Source organism: Azospirillum sp. RU38E (assembly GCF_900188385.1).
In the GTDB taxonomy this organism is placed as follows: domain Bacteria; phylum Pseudomonadota; class Alphaproteobacteria; order Azospirillales; family Azospirillaceae; genus Niveispirillum.
This window is the reverse complement of sequence record NZ_FZOI01000004.1, coordinates 182,883-198,696: the sequence shown is the minus strand read 5'-3', so window position 1 is coordinate 198,696 and position 15,814 is coordinate 182,883. Positions and strand designations below refer to the sequence as shown.

13 protein-coding genes are annotated in these 15,814 nt (G+C 62.8%); 9 read left to right on the top strand and 4 right to left on the bottom strand.

Annotated elements, in window-relative coordinates:
* Window positions 1-185 precede the first annotated feature (185 nt).
* The 6 genes from CHB97_RS10610 (at window position 186) to CHB97_RS10580 (ending at window position 5,895) form a co-directional block, all read left to right on the top strand.
* The gene (locus tag CHB97_RS10610) at window positions 186-926 is read left to right on the top strand and encodes an SDR family NAD(P)-dependent oxidoreductase (RefSeq protein ID WP_089288113.1); all 741 of its coding nucleotides are present in this window, start codon (window positions 186-188) and stop codon (window positions 924-926) included.
* Between the two features lie 281 nt (window positions 927-1,207).
* Window positions 1,208-1,834: a hypothetical protein gene (locus CHB97_RS10605; protein WP_089287938.1), complete on the top strand. Its 627-nt coding sequence runs from the start codon at window positions 1,208-1,210 to the stop codon at window positions 1,832-1,834.
* Entirely contained in the window at window positions 1,831-2,379 is a 549-nt protein-coding gene (locus CHB97_RS10600; RefSeq protein WP_089287937.1) for a hypothetical protein, read from the top strand. Before CHB97_RS10605 ends, CHB97_RS10600 begins: the two co-directional genes overlap by 4 nt.
* 186 nt (window positions 2,380-2,565) lie before the next feature.
* Window positions 2,566-4,209, top strand: a complete 1,644-nt coding sequence (pgi, locus tag CHB97_RS10595) for a glucose-6-phosphate isomerase (RefSeq protein ID WP_089287936.1) — start codon at window positions 2,566-2,568, stop codon at window positions 4,207-4,209.
* Window positions 4,210-4,544: 335 nt separating this feature from the next.
* On the top strand, window positions 4,545-4,934 hold the full coding sequence (locus CHB97_RS10585; protein ID WP_089287934.1) for a type II toxin-antitoxin system VapC family toxin: 390 nt from the start codon (window positions 4,545-4,547) through the stop codon (window positions 4,932-4,934).
* A 58-nt stretch (window positions 4,935-4,992) separates the two neighbouring features.
* On the top strand, window positions 4,993-5,895 hold the full coding sequence (locus tag CHB97_RS10580) for a DUF817 domain-containing protein (RefSeq protein WP_089288112.1): 903 nt from the start codon (window positions 4,993-4,995) through the stop codon (window positions 5,893-5,895).
* A 139-nt stretch (window positions 5,896-6,034) separates the two neighbouring features.
* On the opposite strand, the gene sppA is transcribed toward CHB97_RS10580, so the two are convergent.
* Window positions 6,035-7,888, bottom strand: coding sequence for a signal peptide peptidase SppA (sppA, locus tag CHB97_RS10575; RefSeq protein WP_160105756.1), 1,854 nt, complete (start codon window positions 7,886-7,888; stop codon window positions 6,035-6,037).
* Between the two features lie 144 nt (window positions 7,889-8,032).
* On the opposite strand from sppA, the gene pabB reads away from it, so the two are divergent.
* The gene (gene pabB, locus CHB97_RS10570; RefSeq protein WP_244559494.1) at window positions 8,033-9,541 is read left to right on the top strand and encodes an aminodeoxychorismate synthase component I; all 1,509 of its coding nucleotides are present in this window, start codon (window positions 8,033-8,035) and stop codon (window positions 9,539-9,541) included.
* Window positions 9,538-10,284, top strand: coding sequence for an aminotransferase class IV (locus CHB97_RS10565; protein WP_089287931.1), 747 nt, complete (start codon window positions 9,538-9,540; stop codon window positions 10,282-10,284). Before pabB ends, CHB97_RS10565 begins: the two co-directional genes overlap by 4 nt.
* Window positions 10,285-10,292: 8 nt before the next feature.
* Here CHB97_RS10565 and CHB97_RS10560 read toward each other — a convergent pair whose 3' ends face one another.
* The 3 genes from CHB97_RS10560 to CHB97_RS26970 all read right to left on the bottom strand — a co-directional run bounded on the left by CHB97_RS10560 (window position 10,293) and on the right by CHB97_RS26970 (window position 13,603).
* Window positions 10,293-12,317 (bottom strand): bifunctional diguanylate cyclase/phosphodiesterase, encoded by a 2,025-nt coding sequence (locus CHB97_RS10560; RefSeq protein ID WP_089287930.1) that lies wholly within the window; start codon window positions 12,315-12,317, stop codon window positions 10,293-10,295.
* Window positions 12,318-12,586: 269 nt separating this feature from the next.
* Window positions 12,587-12,781 (bottom strand): hypothetical protein, encoded by a 195-nt coding sequence (locus CHB97_RS10555; RefSeq protein WP_089287929.1) that lies wholly within the window; start codon window positions 12,779-12,781, stop codon window positions 12,587-12,589.
* Between the two features lie 690 nt (window positions 12,782-13,471).
* The gene (locus tag CHB97_RS26970) at window positions 13,472-13,603 is read right to left on the bottom strand and encodes a hypothetical protein (RefSeq protein WP_256387121.1); all 132 of its coding nucleotides are present in this window, start codon (window positions 13,601-13,603) and stop codon (window positions 13,472-13,474) included.
* Between the two features lie 157 nt (window positions 13,604-13,760).
* On the opposite strand from CHB97_RS26970, the gene CHB97_RS10545 reads away from it, so the two are divergent.
* Window positions 13,761-15,707, top strand: a complete 1,947-nt coding sequence (locus CHB97_RS10545) for a PrkA family serine protein kinase (protein ID WP_089287927.1) — start codon at window positions 13,761-13,763, stop codon at window positions 15,705-15,707.
* The last annotated feature ends 107 nt before the right edge of the window (window positions 15,708-15,814 follow it).

The window sequence follows — 15,814 nt, the reverse complement described above, 5'->3', positions numbered from 1 at the left end:
CTGAGACGGAAAAGGGGAGGGGCCAGGCCACCTCCCCTTTTTTCTGTCGGCATTTTCAGGCGGCGGCATGGGGCCGCAGCGTCTTTCCCCAAAGGTCCGGATAGGCTAATACCAGCCGGCCTTCTACCATCGCGGTTTGCAGGGACGGTGCCCGTGGCACCGCCCATCGGAATACAGGAATGATCATGAGCAGCCCCACCCAACCCAGCCCGCAGCCGCAGCGCCTGGCCGGGCGTGTCGCCCTTGTCACTGGTGCCTCCCGGGGCATTGGTGCGGCCGTGGCCGAACAGCTTGCCCTGGAGGGCGCGCATGTCGTGCTGCTGGCCCGCACCGTCGGTGCGCTGGAAGAGGTGGATGACCGTATCCGCGCCAAGGGTGGTGCCGCCACCCTGATCCCGCAGGATCTGATGGATGGGGTGAAGCTGGATGCGTTGGGGCCGGCGCTGTATGAACGGTTCGGTCGGCTGGATATTTTCGTCCATGCTGCCGCCCAGCTCGGTTCCCTGGGCCCCATCGCCCATGCCGATCCGAAGGATTGGGACAAGGTGTTCGGTGTCGGCGTGGCCGCCCTGCTGCGCCTGATCCGCACCACCGATCCGCTGCTGCGCAGGTCCGATGCCGGGCGTGCCCTGTTGCTGACCGATCGGGTGGGCCGGGAGCCCATCGCCTATTGGAGCGCCTATGCCGCGGCCAAGGCGGCGTTGGACATGATGGGCCGCACCTGGGCAGCGGAAACGCTGAACACCACCCTGCGGGTTAATCTGCTGGACCCCGGCCCGGCGCGCACCGGCCTGCGCGCCAAGGCCTTTCCGGGGGAAGATCCGGCCAGCCTGCAGGATCCGGTAATGGTGGCCCGCGCCATTGTGGAATTTGCCGTGCCAGCCTGCGCCCTGCATGGGGAACTGATCGATCTGAACCAAAACTGAGAGAATTGTACAAGAAAATCGCGTGTTTCGGTGATGCCGGTCACAGCGGCGGGGCGGGGTAACGGGCAGATTTTCTTCACCGGGGTACGCCCCCGGTATCGACGGGCGGGTGCCCCCACCCCTTTTTCCCCGCCCGACGCCGCATCGACTGGCCCGCCATTCCGCTTGCCCGCGGGATGGCGGGTTCTTCTTATCCGGCACCGGCCTTTTCCGCAGATGCAAAGCAGTTTATGGTTATTGCCATCCGGGCGGGTGTCGCCCGCCGCTTCCGGCTGCGATGAATGATCGAAAAACTTGTCGAAGCCGCTATCGTTTTCCTTATCGTTGGCGGCATGTCCTATGTGATCGGCCTGGGGATCGCCCATTCGGTCGAAAGCTCCCTGCGTCGCCGATTTGAAGGGCAGGGGCTGGAGAGCAAGTTTAACCGCTATATGCTGGCCGCCCAGCGGTTTGAACAGCGGCGCGAGGCGATGTTGCCGCGTCTGGTGCGGCTGGATGCCCAGGTTAAATCCGCCCGCCGACGCCATTACATGATCAACAAGCGCCTGAACGACCTGAAAATCGCCCGCTCCCAATTGATGCGGGTGATCGGGGAGGAGGAGGCTTTTCTGCGGACAGAAAGGCCAGCCCGCAAATTCATCGCCTATGTTGTGAACCGTCATGTGCAGCGGGCCCAGCTGGACCAGAAGGAACATCCCTTCCTGTCCCGCAGCTGGGCTCGCACCCAGCAGGTGGTGATCTGGGCCCCGACCATTGGCGATGCCAAGGCCCTGGCCGAGCGTACCTATCCGCCGGCGACCGGCTTTTTCATCTCTGAAATCACGGAGCCGCAGAGCGATGCCGATGAGCTGACGCCCCTGCAGGCCGCAGAGATGAAGGCTGTGGTCGAGAGCGGGGGGAACGTATGATCAGTTCCTTGTTCAGCACATTGCCCATCTGGTTTGGCCTGCTGGCCGGCGGCGTGGTGATGGTGCAGGTGATCAGCGGCATTTCCAAGCGCCTGCGTCGCGCCAAGGCCATGGAAAGCACCATGCTGGCGCGGGTGCAGCAGGCCCGCAAGCATATGCGTGAGAAGGCGGCCGTCACCCTCGGCCTGCGCCGGGAGGAAATGCAGCAGCACCGCGAGCTGGCGATGTTGCATGACATGATCGAGGATGGGGAAGCGGCGGCCCGGCGAGAAAAAGGCAACGATTCGCAGATCTATGTTTTTGATGAACGCAAGAACCTGGGCGACCAGGCCTTCATGCTGACCATCTCGCACCCGGACTTCAACACACTGGCCCGCAAGGCCCCGGACGAGGTGGCGCAATCCTGGCGGGGTGGCCGGCGTTACATGGTGTGGGCCGCCAGCGAAAAAATGGCCGGCGCCAAGGCCGGGATGCGCTTCAACCAGGATAAGGGCTATCGCGTTTCCGAGCCGGTGCCGTTTCAGGGGGATGCGGAAGCGTTCTAGATTGGCATTGGTCTGGTTTTGGTTCTATATTGGCATTTCGTCCCGCATCCTGGCCGGTTCTTTCCATATGTTGCAAAATAACCGGATTTAGGGGGTGATGCGTTACATGGATGTCTTGTGAAAGGCATTCTTCGTGCTATCACTCTGGCCGCAACCCTGCATCCGCAGCACCGGAGAAGTGATCCGATGTCCCGTCTTACCCAATCCCCCGCCTGGCAGGCCCTTGCCGCCCACCGTGCCGCCCTGGAAGGCACCAGTCTGCGCGACCTGTTCGCCGCCGATGCGGGCCGGTTTGACCGGTACAGGATCGCGTTTGACGGCATGTTGCTGGATTACGCCAAGAACCGCATCACCGACGACACCCTGTCCCTGCTGCTGGACCTGGCCCGCCAGCAGAATCTGGAGGGGATGCGCGATGCCATGTATGCCGGTGAAAAGATCAACATCACCGAGGATCGTGCCGTCCTGCATGTGGCGCTGCGCAACCGCGCCGACCGGCCGGTGCTGGTGGATGGCCAGGATGTGATGCCCGATGTGCAGGGTGTGCTGGCCCGCATGTATGCCTTCTGCCACAAGGTGCGCGATGGCGAATGGCGCGGCTTTGACGGCCAGCCCATCACCGATATCGTCAATATCGGCATTGGCGGGTCCGATCTGGGGCCGGTGATGGTGACGCAGGCGCTGACGCCCTGGCATCATCCGCATCTGGCGGCGCATTTCGTCTCCAACGTTGACGGCACCCATATTGCCGATGTGTTGAAGAAGGTGGACCCGGCCACCACCCTGTTCATCATCGCGTCCAAGACCTTCACCACCCAAGAAACGCTGGCGAACGCCCATACGGCGCGGGACTGGTTCCTGGCCAATGGCGGGTCAGAGGCCGACGTGGCCAAACATTTCGTGGCCCTGTCCACCAATGCCGGCGAAGTGGCGAAGTTCGGCATCGATACCGACAATATGTTCGGCTTCTGGGACTGGGTGGGCGGCCGTTACAGCCTGTGGTCGGCCATCGGCCTGCCCATCGCCCTGATGGTGGGGCCGGAGAAGTTCGGCGAATTGTTGGCCGGCGCCCATGCCATGGACGAACATTTCCGCACCGCCCCCCTGGCGCAGAACATGCCGGTGATCCTGGGTCTGCTGGGTGTGTGGTACGGCAATTTCTGGGGTGCCTCGGCCCACGCCGTGCTGCCCTATGACCAGTATCTGGCCCGCCTGCCGGCCTATCTGCAGCAGCTGGATATGGAGAGCAACGGCAAGTCGGTGGACCGCCAGGGCAACCCGGTGGATTACACCACCGGCCCGATCATTTTCGGCGAACCGGGCACCAATGGCCAGCACGCCTTCTATCAGTTGATCCACCAGGGCACCCACCTGATCCCCTGCGATTTCATTGCGCCGGTGACCTCGCAGAACCCGCTGGGCCGCCACCATGCCATGCTGCTGTCCAACACCTTTGCCCAGACCGAAGCGCTGATGCGCGGCAAGAATGGCGATGAAGTGCGGGCCGAGCTGGTGAAGGAAGGCAAGACGGGGGTCGCCCTGGAAGCCCTGCTGCCGCACAAGATTTTCACCGGCAACCGCCCGACCAACACCATTCTGGTCGATGCCGTGGACCCGTACCGGCTGGGGATGCTGATCGCGCTGTACGAACATAAGGTGTTCGTGCAGGGCATCATCTGGAACATCAACAGCTTTGACCAGTGGGGCGTGGAGCTGGGCAAGCAGCTGGCCAAGGTGATCCTGCCCGAACTGGAGGGTGAGGCCGCCAAGGCCCATGATGCCAGCACCCAGGGCCTGATCGCCGTGGCCAATGCGGGCAAGGTTGGGTGATCTTTCCCAGCGGTTGCACGGCCTTGTAAAGCCCCTGTCCCTGATCCATCATCAGGGACAGGATGGGAGGCAGCCATGGAAGTATCTGTTGGCGACGCTTTGGTACGTTGGCAGGAGTTGATCCAGCGGGCAGAGGCGGGGGAGGAGATCATTCTCACCCGCCAGGGCCATGCGGTGGTGCGTATGCTCCCTGTTCAGCCATCTGCTGTATTTGATCCAAAACGGCGCGCTGATTTCCTGCGGACCCTGTCGCGGAAGGCTTCGGCAAAAGCTGCCCCAGGGGCACCGGCAGCGCAGGCCGACCAATTTCTGTATGGCAATGATGGATTGCCAAGGTGATTGTGATCGATACATCCGCGCTTATGGCGGTTTTACTGGATGAGCCGCTGGCACCATTCTGTATCGAAGCACTTTGCGTACAGGACTTGGCGATGTCTGCCGGCACGCTGGCTGAGGTGTTGATCGTTGCCGGTCAGCGCCGTTTAAAGGCGGAGATAGATTCTTTTTTAGCGGAGTTATCGCCGGAGATTGTACCGGTTGATGAACAGTTTGCTTCTGCCGTTGCCGCTGCTTATTCCCGTTGGGGTAAGGGCAATCATCCAGCTTCCCTGAACTATGGTGATTGCTTTGCTTATGCGTTGGCTGCCAAGCGGGGATGGCCGTTATTGTATGTCGGTCAGGATTTTGCCAAAACCGATTTAGCTTCCGCCCTCTCCCCTGGCTAACGCCATCTTTCCGCCCCACCACCCCTTGATATAGCATTGGGTGATCGGGGGGATTTTCATGCTGCATCCATCCAGCGCCAGGGCGTGGCCCTTTTTGGCGCGTTTTATCGACCGGGAAGCCCGGTTCGCGCAGGCCGCCGCCGCCCGGGGCGGGCTGGCGCTGGCCGGATATGAATTCCTGCGCTTTGGGGTGAAACAGGCCTGGGCCTGTCTTTATGGCGGGCTGATGCTGGCCCTGCTGCTGGGCACCTATCTGTTCTATCCGCGTGATCTGCCGCTGGCCCGCTATGATTTCCTGACGCTGGCGGCACTCACCCTGCAAGTATTGCTGGTCCGGCTGCGGCTGGAAACGCGGGAAGAGGCGCTGGTCATCGCCCTGTTCCATCTGGTCGGCACGGGCATGGAGATTTTCAAGACTGCCATGGGCTCCTGGGTCTATCCCGAACCCAGCCTGCTGCGCATCGGCGGGGTGCCGCTGTTCACCGGTTTCATGTATGCCGCCGTCGGTTCCTATATCGCGCGGGCCTGGCGACTGTTTGATTTCCGTTTCACCCGCCATCCGCCCCTGTGGGCCACGCTGCCTTTTGCCTTGGCGGCCTATGGCAATTTCTTCTTGCACCATTACTGGTTCGATCTGCGCTGGGTGTTATTTGGGGCGGCTTTTGTGCTGTTCGGGCGCGGCTGGATTCATTTTCGTATCTGGCATGACCATCGCCGGATGCCGATGTTGCTGGGCTTTGCCCTGGTGGCCTTGTTCATCTGGTTTGCCGAGAATATCGGCACCTTTGCCGGGGCCTGGATCTATCCCAGCCAGCGCGATGGCTGGGCCATGGTGTCACCGGCCAAGTTTGGCTCCTGGTTCCTGTTGATGCTGCTGTCCTATGTGCTGGTCACGCTGGTGCGACGTCCGGTTTCATTTCCATTGCCCTATGATGAACCGGTGAGGTCGCACGCCAGCTGAAAAGGTAGATTGGCCGTGCGTAGCGGCGACGTCTCACCTCTCCCGCTGACGGGCCGAACTGGTGGGGCTGTTGAAACTATAAAAAAGGGCGGCCCCGTCACCAGGGCCGCCCGTTTACCTATGCCAGAATCAGGGGATGTTACAGCCCCTGTGTCGCCATGGCCGGCATCATGATGGTGTTCTCCTCCCCGCTGCGCAGGATCGGCAGCAGGGGCGACAGTACGGGCCGCACATCGGCCAGCGCATCGGCCGCCATGCGGGCGCTGACGGCAGCGCGCAGGTCACCCACGCTGACCTCACCCGACATCAGCTTCATTACCATTTCCCACGGGCTGCGCTGGGCTGGGTAATTAATCAGGAACAGGCGCTGATCCTCGCTGACGCCCAGCGCCTCACGCACCAGCTTGATCGCCACCTGATAGCCGCCCAGCGCGTCCACCAGCCCCAGCTCCTTGGCCTGCCGCCCGGTATAGACACGGCCCTTGGCGATTTCCCGCACCTTTTCCAGCGGCAGCTTGCGCCCTTCGGCCACACCGCTGGTGAAGGCGCCATAGGTGGCATCCAGGAAGCTGTTCAGCTTGGCGTCCTGTTCCGGGCTGAAAGGCGCATTGGACGACCACATGCCGGCATTGGCCCCCCGGCTGAACGGGGCAAAGCTGACACCCACCATGTCGGTCAGGCCCTTGGTCACCATCTTGCCGGCGACCACGCCGATGGAACCGGTGATGGTGGCCGGCTGGGCGACGATCTTGTCCGCCCCCATCGAGACCCAATAGCCACCCGACGCGGCAACGGCCCCCATGGAGACGATCACCGGCTTGCCGGCGGCCTTGGCCTGCAACACCTTGCGGCGCACCACCTCCGACGCCACGGCGCTGCCGCCGGGGCTGTTGACGCGGAACAGGATGGCCTTCACCTGCTCATTCTCAATCGCCTCGTCAAAGGCGGCGGCGATGGTGGTGGCGCCAAAGCTCTCCGACCCGGACAGCGGATCGACATTGGATTCGCCGCGCATGATGGCGCCTTCACCCACAATGACCGCCACGACGGGTGCATTGTCGGTGGGCAGCTTCACCTTGCTGGTCGCGCTGGCGATCTTGGCATAATCCAGCACCGACACCAGTTGGGCCACGCCGTCGCCCTTGGGGGCTTTCAGCGGCTGGTCGGCGGGGGGCGGCACCTGGCCGCTGGCCTTCAGCAGGGCCCAGGCCACCGCCTCATCCCAATAGGCCAGCCGGTCCACCAGCTTGGCATCCAGGGCGGCCTTGTCCAGCAGGGGCGCATTGTCCACCGCCTGACGCACGGCATCCAGCGCCAACCCGCGATCAGCGGCCACGCCGGCTACCCATTGTTCGTAAAGGTCACCCACCAGCGCATCGGTGGATTCGCGGTTGGCGGCCGAGGGCCCGGTTTCCGTATATTGCTCGGCGAAGGTCTTATATTCCTCGCGCTTGCGGAATTCCGGCTGCACCTGCAGCTTGTCCAGCGTGCCGCGGAAGAAGGTCAGTTCCGCCTGCATCCCGGTGATACCCAGATCGCCCATGGGCTGCAGCCAGATCTGTTCAAACGCGCTGGCCAGATAATAGGGCTGCATCCCATTGCCGGTTTCACCGAAGCTTTCGGCATGGACGATGGCGAAACGCCCGGTCTTGCGGAAGGCGGCGATGGCGTCGCGCAGTTCCTGCGATTGGGCAAAGGGGAAGGCCGGGCTGCCGGTGCGGGCAATGATGCCCTTCACCCGGCTATCCTTGGCGGCATTGTTGAGCGCACCGATCACCTGGCTCAAGGTGGCGCGGCGTTCCCCCAGCAGGCCCGAAACCGGATCATTGGGCGGTGCCTCCGCCAGCGGCTTTTCCAGGTCCAGTTCCAGCACGATATTGCCGGGCAGCGTGGGCGCGCGGTTGGAGAAATGAATGGCGAGCCCGATGAGCAGGCCGGTAACCAGCACGCCCAACAGGCCCAGAATGGCGAAAACGCGGACGATGATACGCATGAACCTCATCCAATGGCTTGGGGAAGAACGGGAATGAAACCTGTCCCCTGCGCGACAGAGTAGACGGGCGCGTCGCTGGCCGCCAGCGATGAAACCAATTGGTTACGCAACCGGGCGGTCACAAGCATCTGTCCCTGATCTTTATTGTCCGCCAGGGCGCGGCCGATTATCGTCCGCCGCATGAATGCCACCAGCCTGCCCATCATCCTGCCCTTGCCGCCGCTTGACGCGGCCACCGCCTTCGCTGCCCTGGCGGGGCAGGATGGCGCCATGCTGCTGGATGGCGGCGCGGCGGACCAGGGGCGGGCGCGTTACAGCGTGATCGCCGCCGATCCCTTTGTCTGGCTGGAGGCGACGGGGCGGCTGGTAAGCCGTGACGGGCAGGTATTGACGGTTGACCCTTTCACGGCGCTGGAAGAGTTGCTGCGCCCGTTCCAGCGCCGTGCCGTGGCCGGTCTGCCGCCTTTCCAGGGCGGTGCCGTCGGCCTGCTGGGGTACGAGCTGGGGGGCTGGCTGGAACGGCTGCCGGTGCCCCGCAGCCGGGGTCTGGACCTGCCGGATATGGCCTTCGGGCTGTATGATACGGTGGCCCTGTTTGATCACCAGACCGGGCAGGCCTGGGTGGTTTCCGGCGGGGAGCGGGAAACGGATGCCGCGCGCCGGCCTGCCATGGCCTGCGCGCTGGCGGACGGGCTGCGCGACCGGCTGCTGGCCCCTCCGGCTGTGACGCCGCTTCCGGGGCCGATCTTGCGCCCGCCTGGCTGGCAGGCGGAATTCGCCCCTGCTGCCTATCGCGCCGCCATCGTCCGCATTCTGGATTATATCGCCGCGGGCGACATCTATCAGGCGAACATGACCCAGCGATTCCTGGGGCGTCTGGCACCGGGGGCCGGTGCCTGGGATGCCTATTGCACGCTGCGGCCGCGCACGGCGGCCCCGTTTTCGGCATTCCTTAATCTGGGCCGGGGCCGGGCCCTGGCGTCCGGGTCGCCGGAACGCTTCCTGGCGCTGGATGCCGGGGGCCGGATCGAGACGCGGCCCATCAAGGGCACCCGCCCGCGCCATGCCGACCCGGTGCAGGATGCGGCCTTGGCCGCCGAACTGCTGGCCAGTGAGAAGGACCGGGCAGAAAACCTGATGATTGTCGATCTGCTGCGCAATGATCTGTCTCGCGTGGCGGAAATCGGCAGCGTCGCCGTGCCCAGCCTGTGGGGGCTGGAAAGCTATCGCACAGTCCATCACCTGACCTCGGTGGTGACGGCACAGCTGCGGCCCGGCCTGGGGCCGGTTGACCTGTTGCGGGCGGCCTTTCCCGGTGGCTCCATCACCGGGGCGCCGAAGATTCGCGCCATGGAGATCATCCACGAGCTGGAGCCGGCGCGGCGCGGTGCCTATTGCGGCTCGGTGGCCTGGATCGGCTGGGATGGGGCGATGGACAGTTCCATCATCATCCGTACCGCTGCCGTGGCGGGCGATCTGATCCAGGTGCAGGCCGGTGGCGGCATTGTCGCCGATAGCGACCCGGAGGCGGAATATCAGGAAAGCCTGACCAAGGCCCGCGCCCTGCTGACCGCCATCGACCCCGGCATGGCCTGGCCGCCGGCCAGCGGTCTGGCGGCGCTGGGCGACAGGATGGCAGGGGAGGCGGCATGAGCAGCATCTGGCTGAATGGCGAATTCCTGCCGGCGGACAAGCCGGCTTTGTTGGCCAGCGACCGGGGGCTGACCCTGGGGGATGGGCTGTTTGAAACCATCGCCGTGAAGGCCGGTGCCCCGCTGCGGCTGGAAGCACATTGTCAGCGGTTGCGGTCGGGTGCCGACTTTCTGGGGTTGCGCGTGCCGCTGGCCGACGATGCGCTGGCCAATGCGGTGGCCGGGATTGTGGCTGCCAATGGGCTGCATGATGCGGCGGTTCGGCTGACCCTGACGGCGGGGCCGGCCCCGCGTGGGCTGCCGCGCCCGGCGATGTTGGCGCCGACCCTGCTGCTGACGGCGGGGCCCTTGCCGGGGGAATTGCCGCCGGCGCGGCTGATCATTGCCACCCGCACCTGCCGCAATGAACATTCGCCCCTGTCGCGTCTGAAAACGCTGAACTATCTGGACAGCATCATTGCCCGGAACGAGGCGCAGGCGCGGGGGGCCGATGATGCCATTCTATTGAACAGCCGGGGGCAGGTGGCGGAGGCCAGCGCCGCCAACCTGTTCGTTCGCCTGGACGGCCATTGGCTGACACCGCCTGTCAGCGATGGGGCCTTGCCCGGCACCATGCGGGCGGCCTTGCTGAAAGCCTGGGGGGCGGGGGAGCGCAGCCTGCTGCCGGCCGATCTGGACCGGGCGGAAGAGATGGTGCTGACCACCGCCCTGGGCATCCGGCCGGTCAGCACCGTATCGGGGTGACCCCGCCGCTATCCGACGGCTTTCACCCGGTCCGCCAGGAAGCGGGGTTCGAAAGCGCTGGCGGGCACAGGTGGGGAGACCAGAAAGCCCTGCAGGGTCTGGCAATTCATGGCACTCAGCCAGGCCCGTTGTTCTTCGGTCTCCACCCCCTCCGCCACAATTTCCAGCCCCAGCCGCAGCCCCAGTTCCAGAATGGTGGCGGCGATGGCGGCATCGCCGGGAACCGTGGCCATCAAGGTGCGGTCGATCTTCAATTCTGTCAGGGGGATTCGGCGCAGATGGGAGAGGGAGGAATAGCCGGTGCCGAAATCATCCATGGCGATGCCAACCCCGATTTCCCGCAACCTGTGCAGGGTGACGAAATCGCCGCTGGCCTGATTCATCGCCGCTGTTTCGGTGATCTCCAGCGTCAGCAGGGCAGGGGGCAGGCCACTGAGGGCAAGGGCGGTGCGCACTTTGTCGGCAAAACCGCTGTCGGCCAGCTGGCGCGGGCTGACATTCACCGCCATATTCAGATCACCATGGTGCTGGCACCATTGCGCGGCTTGGCGGCAGGCCTCCCGCAGCACCCATTCCCCAATCGGAATGATCAGGCCAGTTTCTTCCGCCACCGGAATGAATTCGGCCGGTGAGATGAAACCTTTATCAGTACGCCAGCGTAACAAAGCCTCCGCCCCCAGCAGCGACAGATCATGCGGGCTGACCTTCGGCTGATAGAACAGCACGAATTCTTCCCGCAGCTCGGCAGCCCGCAAACGGGCTTCGGTCTGCAGCCGGTTGACCGCCTTCTCCGACATTTCGGCGGAGAACATGCGCCAGCCGGCGCCGCCGGCGGCCTTGGCGGCATACATGGCAATGTCGGCGGAGCGCAGGAGGCTGGCCCCGTCCTCCCCATCGCCCGGCCAGATGCCAATACCGATCGAGGCACTGACCTGGAGTTGCTGTCCATCAATTTCCAGCGGCTTGGCAATGGCCATCAGGATGCGGTCGGCCACCTGGATGGCCTCCTTCGGTTCCCGCACCTCTTCCACGATCACCAGAAACTCATCCCCGCCCAGGCGGCCCACCGTATCGGACCCCCGCAACATTTGGGACAGCCGTTGGGCGGCGGCCCGCAACAATTTATCACCAGCCTCGTGGCCCAGGCTGTCATTGATGGTCTTGAACCGGTCCAGATCCAGGAAAAGCACAGCAATACCACCTGCACCCCGCCGGGCGCGGGACAGGGCATGGTCCAGCCGCTCCTGCAGCAGGGCGCGGTTGGGCAGGCCGGTCAGCGGGTCGCGTGTCGCCAGCTGGCGCAACTGATCTTGGGAATTGTCCAGTCTTTCCAAGGTCTCATTGATCCGCTGGGTCAGCCGCCCCAGCTCGTCCTGCTCATGCCCTTCGGGCAGCGGCAGGCGATTATAGCCACGGCCGCCGCTGTCCAACGTGGCAATATGCTGTTCCAGCGCCAGCAGGGGGCGGGTCAGGAAACGGTGAAACACCAGGGTCAGGGCCAGCCCCAGCAACAGATTGCGCAACAGGCCACTAAGCAGGGTGGACGTTACGAAGGCGATATAATCGGCCGAGAGCCGGCTCATATCGAAATGGATACGCAGCACGCCAATGGGCGGACGGCTATGGCCATCAGCTTGCGGGCGGTACAGCAGGCGGTCGCTGACCCGCAGATCGTCGAACACCAGCCGACCCATCGGGTTCATGGCGGCCTCTTCCGCTCCGCCATTGCGGAAGCGCTGCCACAGCGGCTGTTGTGGTGTCAGCAGGATTTCCAACCCGTCAATGGCACCAATGGACAGGGCAGAAAGGCCGATCTGTTCGGCCAACCCTTCATCGACATTCCAGGCGGCGGTGGCGGCCCCGCCTTCCAGCAGATCCAGCATCTGGCTGGACAGTTCTGCTGCTTTACCGCGTTCGCGCCAGGTGGCCCAGGCTACTTCCAATATTGACAGCGACAGGCCGATCAGGCAGGCGGCCAGCACGGCCCGTGCCGCCTGCCGTGCTGCCAGTGATTTGGCCAAAGTGCCACGCATCCTTACCGGTTCCGATTATTGCCAATATGATGGGACATCCCCGCCAATCCCGACAACGCACCGGCAGTTTCAACCGGAACACGGATGCGTTGAGGGCGGAGGTATGAGGGCCAATATGATTATGAACCAAAACCATGACGCCAAAAATATAGCCGGTTGTATAGAAAATACTTTTGGTAGAGACCAAAATGTGAAAAAGGGCCGCCCTTTCAGGCGACCCTTTCACAACAGCACCGCCCCTTTCAGGACGTTTGCCCGAAAACCGGTCTTCAGCTGGCAGTCTTCAGCTTGCGGAAGCTGGCCCACAGCGGGGTGGGGTTCTTGTCCAGGTCGAAGGCCCGCGCTTTCTTCGGGTCCAGGCCCTGGCGCACACATTCCAGTGTGAACATGTTCGTGTTTGCTGGGTCAAGGCCATGCTCGCGGCAGGCCGTATCGAAGCTCTTCTCAAAATCCGCGCTGCTCATTCCATCCACCGTACAAGCGTGTCTTACCCGAAGGGCTGCCGGTTCTACCCATGGCCGCCACTTTCCCGTTGCACCCGCGAAATCCGCTGATTGAAGAACCGGGAAAGCGAAGCTGTTGATCGGGAAGCCAAGCACCCTTCTCTGACAGAACAATCTTTCCGTCCGCATGTTGCAACGGCGAAGAACGCAGGGCCGCTTTCTGCTGCGCGGGGGCCAAGGGTGGACCGATTGCCCAGCGGGCCGATTCGCCGCTATCTTTCCCGGTTCGGGAAGATACTGATCCCCTGGCTTGCCTTGATTTGAACAATTGGCTGGTTAACGCTGGCTATTAAGGATTGATGAAGAGCGGTTTCCCGAAAGGCGATCATCAGTATGGGGTATCATCCCTTTACCTTTTGCCCGGCTTGGGGCCATTCTTTCATCATGCATGGGTGGAACCGCCCTTTGTCTGGGGCTGCCCAGCGTGCCGGCCGGGTTTGGCAGGAATCGAACCGGTGCCGGAAGTATTGAACCATTCCGCAGGTGTGCCACCATGGGCATCGGGATAATGGTTTGGTTAGGGAACAAATGTGATGGCGGCCCAGCGTTCGGCCGCCTGCTTTCCGGTTGTTGAGGAATATCCTTAAGCAAAGCCTGCTGCCCCTTGCCTCGATAAGGGCAGTCAACAATCTGAGTCAGGTACAGAAGTTTTCACAGCGTGACGAAGGGACATGCGGTGATGTGCTTCCAGAGGGCCAGGGCAGTCGTACCCGGCCGGCGGATTTCCGCCGGGGTGGCGATTGCGGGCTTGAAGGACGGCACAAAGGGGTGGCACGCCGCCATCCATTCCCTTCCACGAATTGCCATAAGGGTCGTCCGCGTTTGCCCGGGCGCCGCCGCTGCCAGCCCCCGCTTCGCCCCCTGTTGGAACCGCCACCGGTCCAGCAATACCCGGCCTTTACCCGATGGCCGGACCGGTTGCCGATGAAGGAGAGTGCTCATGAGCTTGGTCACGGACCTGTTCGCCAGCTACGCCAGCACCTATGAGAGCCGTCGCGATATCGAGATGTCGCTGTCCGAGTTCCTGGAGGGTTGCCGCGACGAACCGCTGCGCTATGCCAGCGCTGCGGAACGCTTACTGGCCGCCATCGGCGAACCGGAAGTGGTTGATACGGCGAAGGATGCGCGGCTGGCCCGCATTTTCATGAACCGGACGATCAAAGTCTATCCGGCCTTTACCGAGTTCTTTGGCATGGAGGAGACGATTGAGCGTATCGTCGGCTTCTTCCGCCATGCCGCCCAGGGGTTGGAGGAACGCAAGCAGATCCTCTATCTTCTGGGCCCGGTGGGTGGCGGTAAATCCTCGCTGGCCGAGCGGCTGAAGGCGCTGATGGAGGAACAGCCGATCTATGTATTGAAGGCCGGCGACCAGATCAGCCCGGTCTTTGAGAGCCCGCTGGGCCTGTTCGACCCGACCAAGATGGGGACGGTGCTGGAGGAACGGTTCGGCATTCCGCGCCGCCGGCTGACCGGCCTGATGAGCCCCTGGGCCTTGAAGCGGCTGGACGAATTTGACGGCGATATCCGCCGCTTCCGCGTGGTGAAGCTGCGCCCCTCCCGCCTGCGCCAGACCGGCATCGCCAAGACCGAGCCGGGCGATGAAAACAACCAGGATATCAGCAGCTTGGTCGGCAAGGTCGATATCCGCAAGCTGGAGCTTTACAGCCAGAACGATCCCGATGCCTACAGCTATTCCGGCGGCCTGAACCGGGCCAATCAGGGGATGCTGGAATTTGTCGAGATGTTCAAGGCGCCGATCAAGATGCTGCACCCGCTGCTGACGGCGACGCAGGAAGGCAATTATATCGGCACGGAGAATATCGGTGCGCTGCCCTTCCAGGGCGTCATCATGGCCCACAGCAATGAGGCGGAATGGCAGAGCTTCAAGAACAACAAGAATAATGAGGCCTTTATCGACCGTATCTGCGTGATCAAGGTGCCTTATTGCCTGCGGGTGACGGAAGAACAGCGCATTTATGAAAAGCTGATCAGGACATCTGAGTTGTCGGCGGCCCCTTGCGCGCCGGCAACGCTGGAAATGCTGGCGCGCTTCACCGTGCTGTCACGCCTGCGTGACCATGGCAATTCCAACCTGTTCAGCAAGATGCGCGTCTATGATGGCGAAAGCCTGAAAGAGACCGACCCCAAGGCCAAGACCCTGCAGGAATATAAGGACGCCGCCGGGGTGGATGAGGGGATGAACGGCATTTCCACCCGTTTCGCCTTCAAGGTGCTGGCCAGCACCTTCAACTATGACAATACAGAGGTGGGGGCCGATCCGGTCCACCTGATGTATATCCTGGAACAATCCATCAAGCGGGAGCAGTTCCCCGACGAGACGGAGAAAAAATATATCGAGTTCATCAAGGCTGAACTGGCCCCGCGTTATGCCGAGTTCATCGGCAATGAAATCCAGAAAGCCTATCTGGAAAGCTATCACGACTATGGTCAGAACCTGTTTGACCGTTACGTCGATTATGCCGATGCCTGGATCGAAGATCAGGATTTCAAGGATCCTGATACCGGCCAGTTGATGAACCGCGACCTGTTGAACCAGGAGCTGACCAAGATCGAGAAACCCGCTGGCATCGCCAATCCGAAGGATTTCCGCAACGAGGTGGTGAAATTTGCCCTGCGTATGCGGGCCAATAATGGTGGGCGTAATCCTTCTTGGACCAGCTATGAGAAGTTGCGGGACGTCATTGAGAAGCGCATGTTCAGTCAGGTGGAGGAACTGCTGCCGGTGATCAGCTTCGGGTCGAAGAAAGACAGCGACACGGAGAAGAAGCACAGTGAATTCGTCAACCGGATGATGGCGCGCGGTTATACCGAGCGCCAGGTTCGCCGGCTGGTCGAGTGGTACATGCGGGTTAAGCAGGCTGGCTAAACCGTTCCCTCAGGCGAAATCCCCGCCGCCGGTCCCCATCCGGGCCGGCGGTTGCGGAACGGCAAAGGCTCCCGCCGCTTCTGGTTTTCTGGAAGCACGGGATGCGC

Excerpts from the sequence above, each read along its gene's own strand:
- CHB97_RS26970 (WP_256387121.1), bottom strand. The coding sequence starts at position 13,603 with ATGGCGGCGTGCCACCCCTTTGTGCCGTCCTTCAAGCCCGCAATCGCC.
- pgi (WP_089287936.1), top strand. The coding sequence starts at position 2,566 with ATGTCCCGTCTTACCCAATCCCCCGCCTGGCAGGCCCTTGCCGCCCAC.
- CHB97_RS10600 (WP_089287937.1), top strand. The coding sequence starts at position 1,831 with ATGATCAGTTCCTTGTTCAGCACATTGCCCATCTGGTTTGGCCTGCTG.
- CHB97_RS10610 (WP_089288113.1), top strand. The coding sequence starts at position 186 with ATGAGCAGCCCCACCCAACCCAGCCCGCAGCCGCAGCGCCTGGCCGGG.
- sppA (WP_160105756.1), bottom strand. The coding sequence starts at position 7,888 with ATGCGTATCATCGTCCGCGTTTTCGCCATTCTGGGCCTGTTGGGCGTG.
- CHB97_RS10580 (WP_089288112.1), top strand. The coding sequence starts at position 4,993 with ATGCTGCATCCATCCAGCGCCAGGGCGTGGCCCTTTTTGGCGCGTTTT.
- CHB97_RS10545 (WP_089287927.1), top strand. The coding sequence starts at position 13,761 with ATGAGCTTGGTCACGGACCTGTTCGCCAGCTACGCCAGCACCTATGAG.
- CHB97_RS10560 (WP_089287930.1), bottom strand. The coding sequence starts at position 12,317 with ATGCGTGGCACTTTGGCCAAATCACTGGCAGCACGGCAGGCGGCACGG.
- CHB97_RS10555 (WP_089287929.1), bottom strand. The coding sequence starts at position 12,781 with ATGAGCAGCGCGGATTTTGAGAAGAGCTTCGATACGGCCTGCCGCGAG.
- CHB97_RS10605 (WP_089287938.1), top strand. The coding sequence starts at position 1,208 with ATGATCGAAAAACTTGTCGAAGCCGCTATCGTTTTCCTTATCGTTGGC.
- CHB97_RS10565 (WP_089287931.1), top strand. The coding sequence starts at position 9,538 with ATGAGCAGCATCTGGCTGAATGGCGAATTCCTGCCGGCGGACAAGCCG.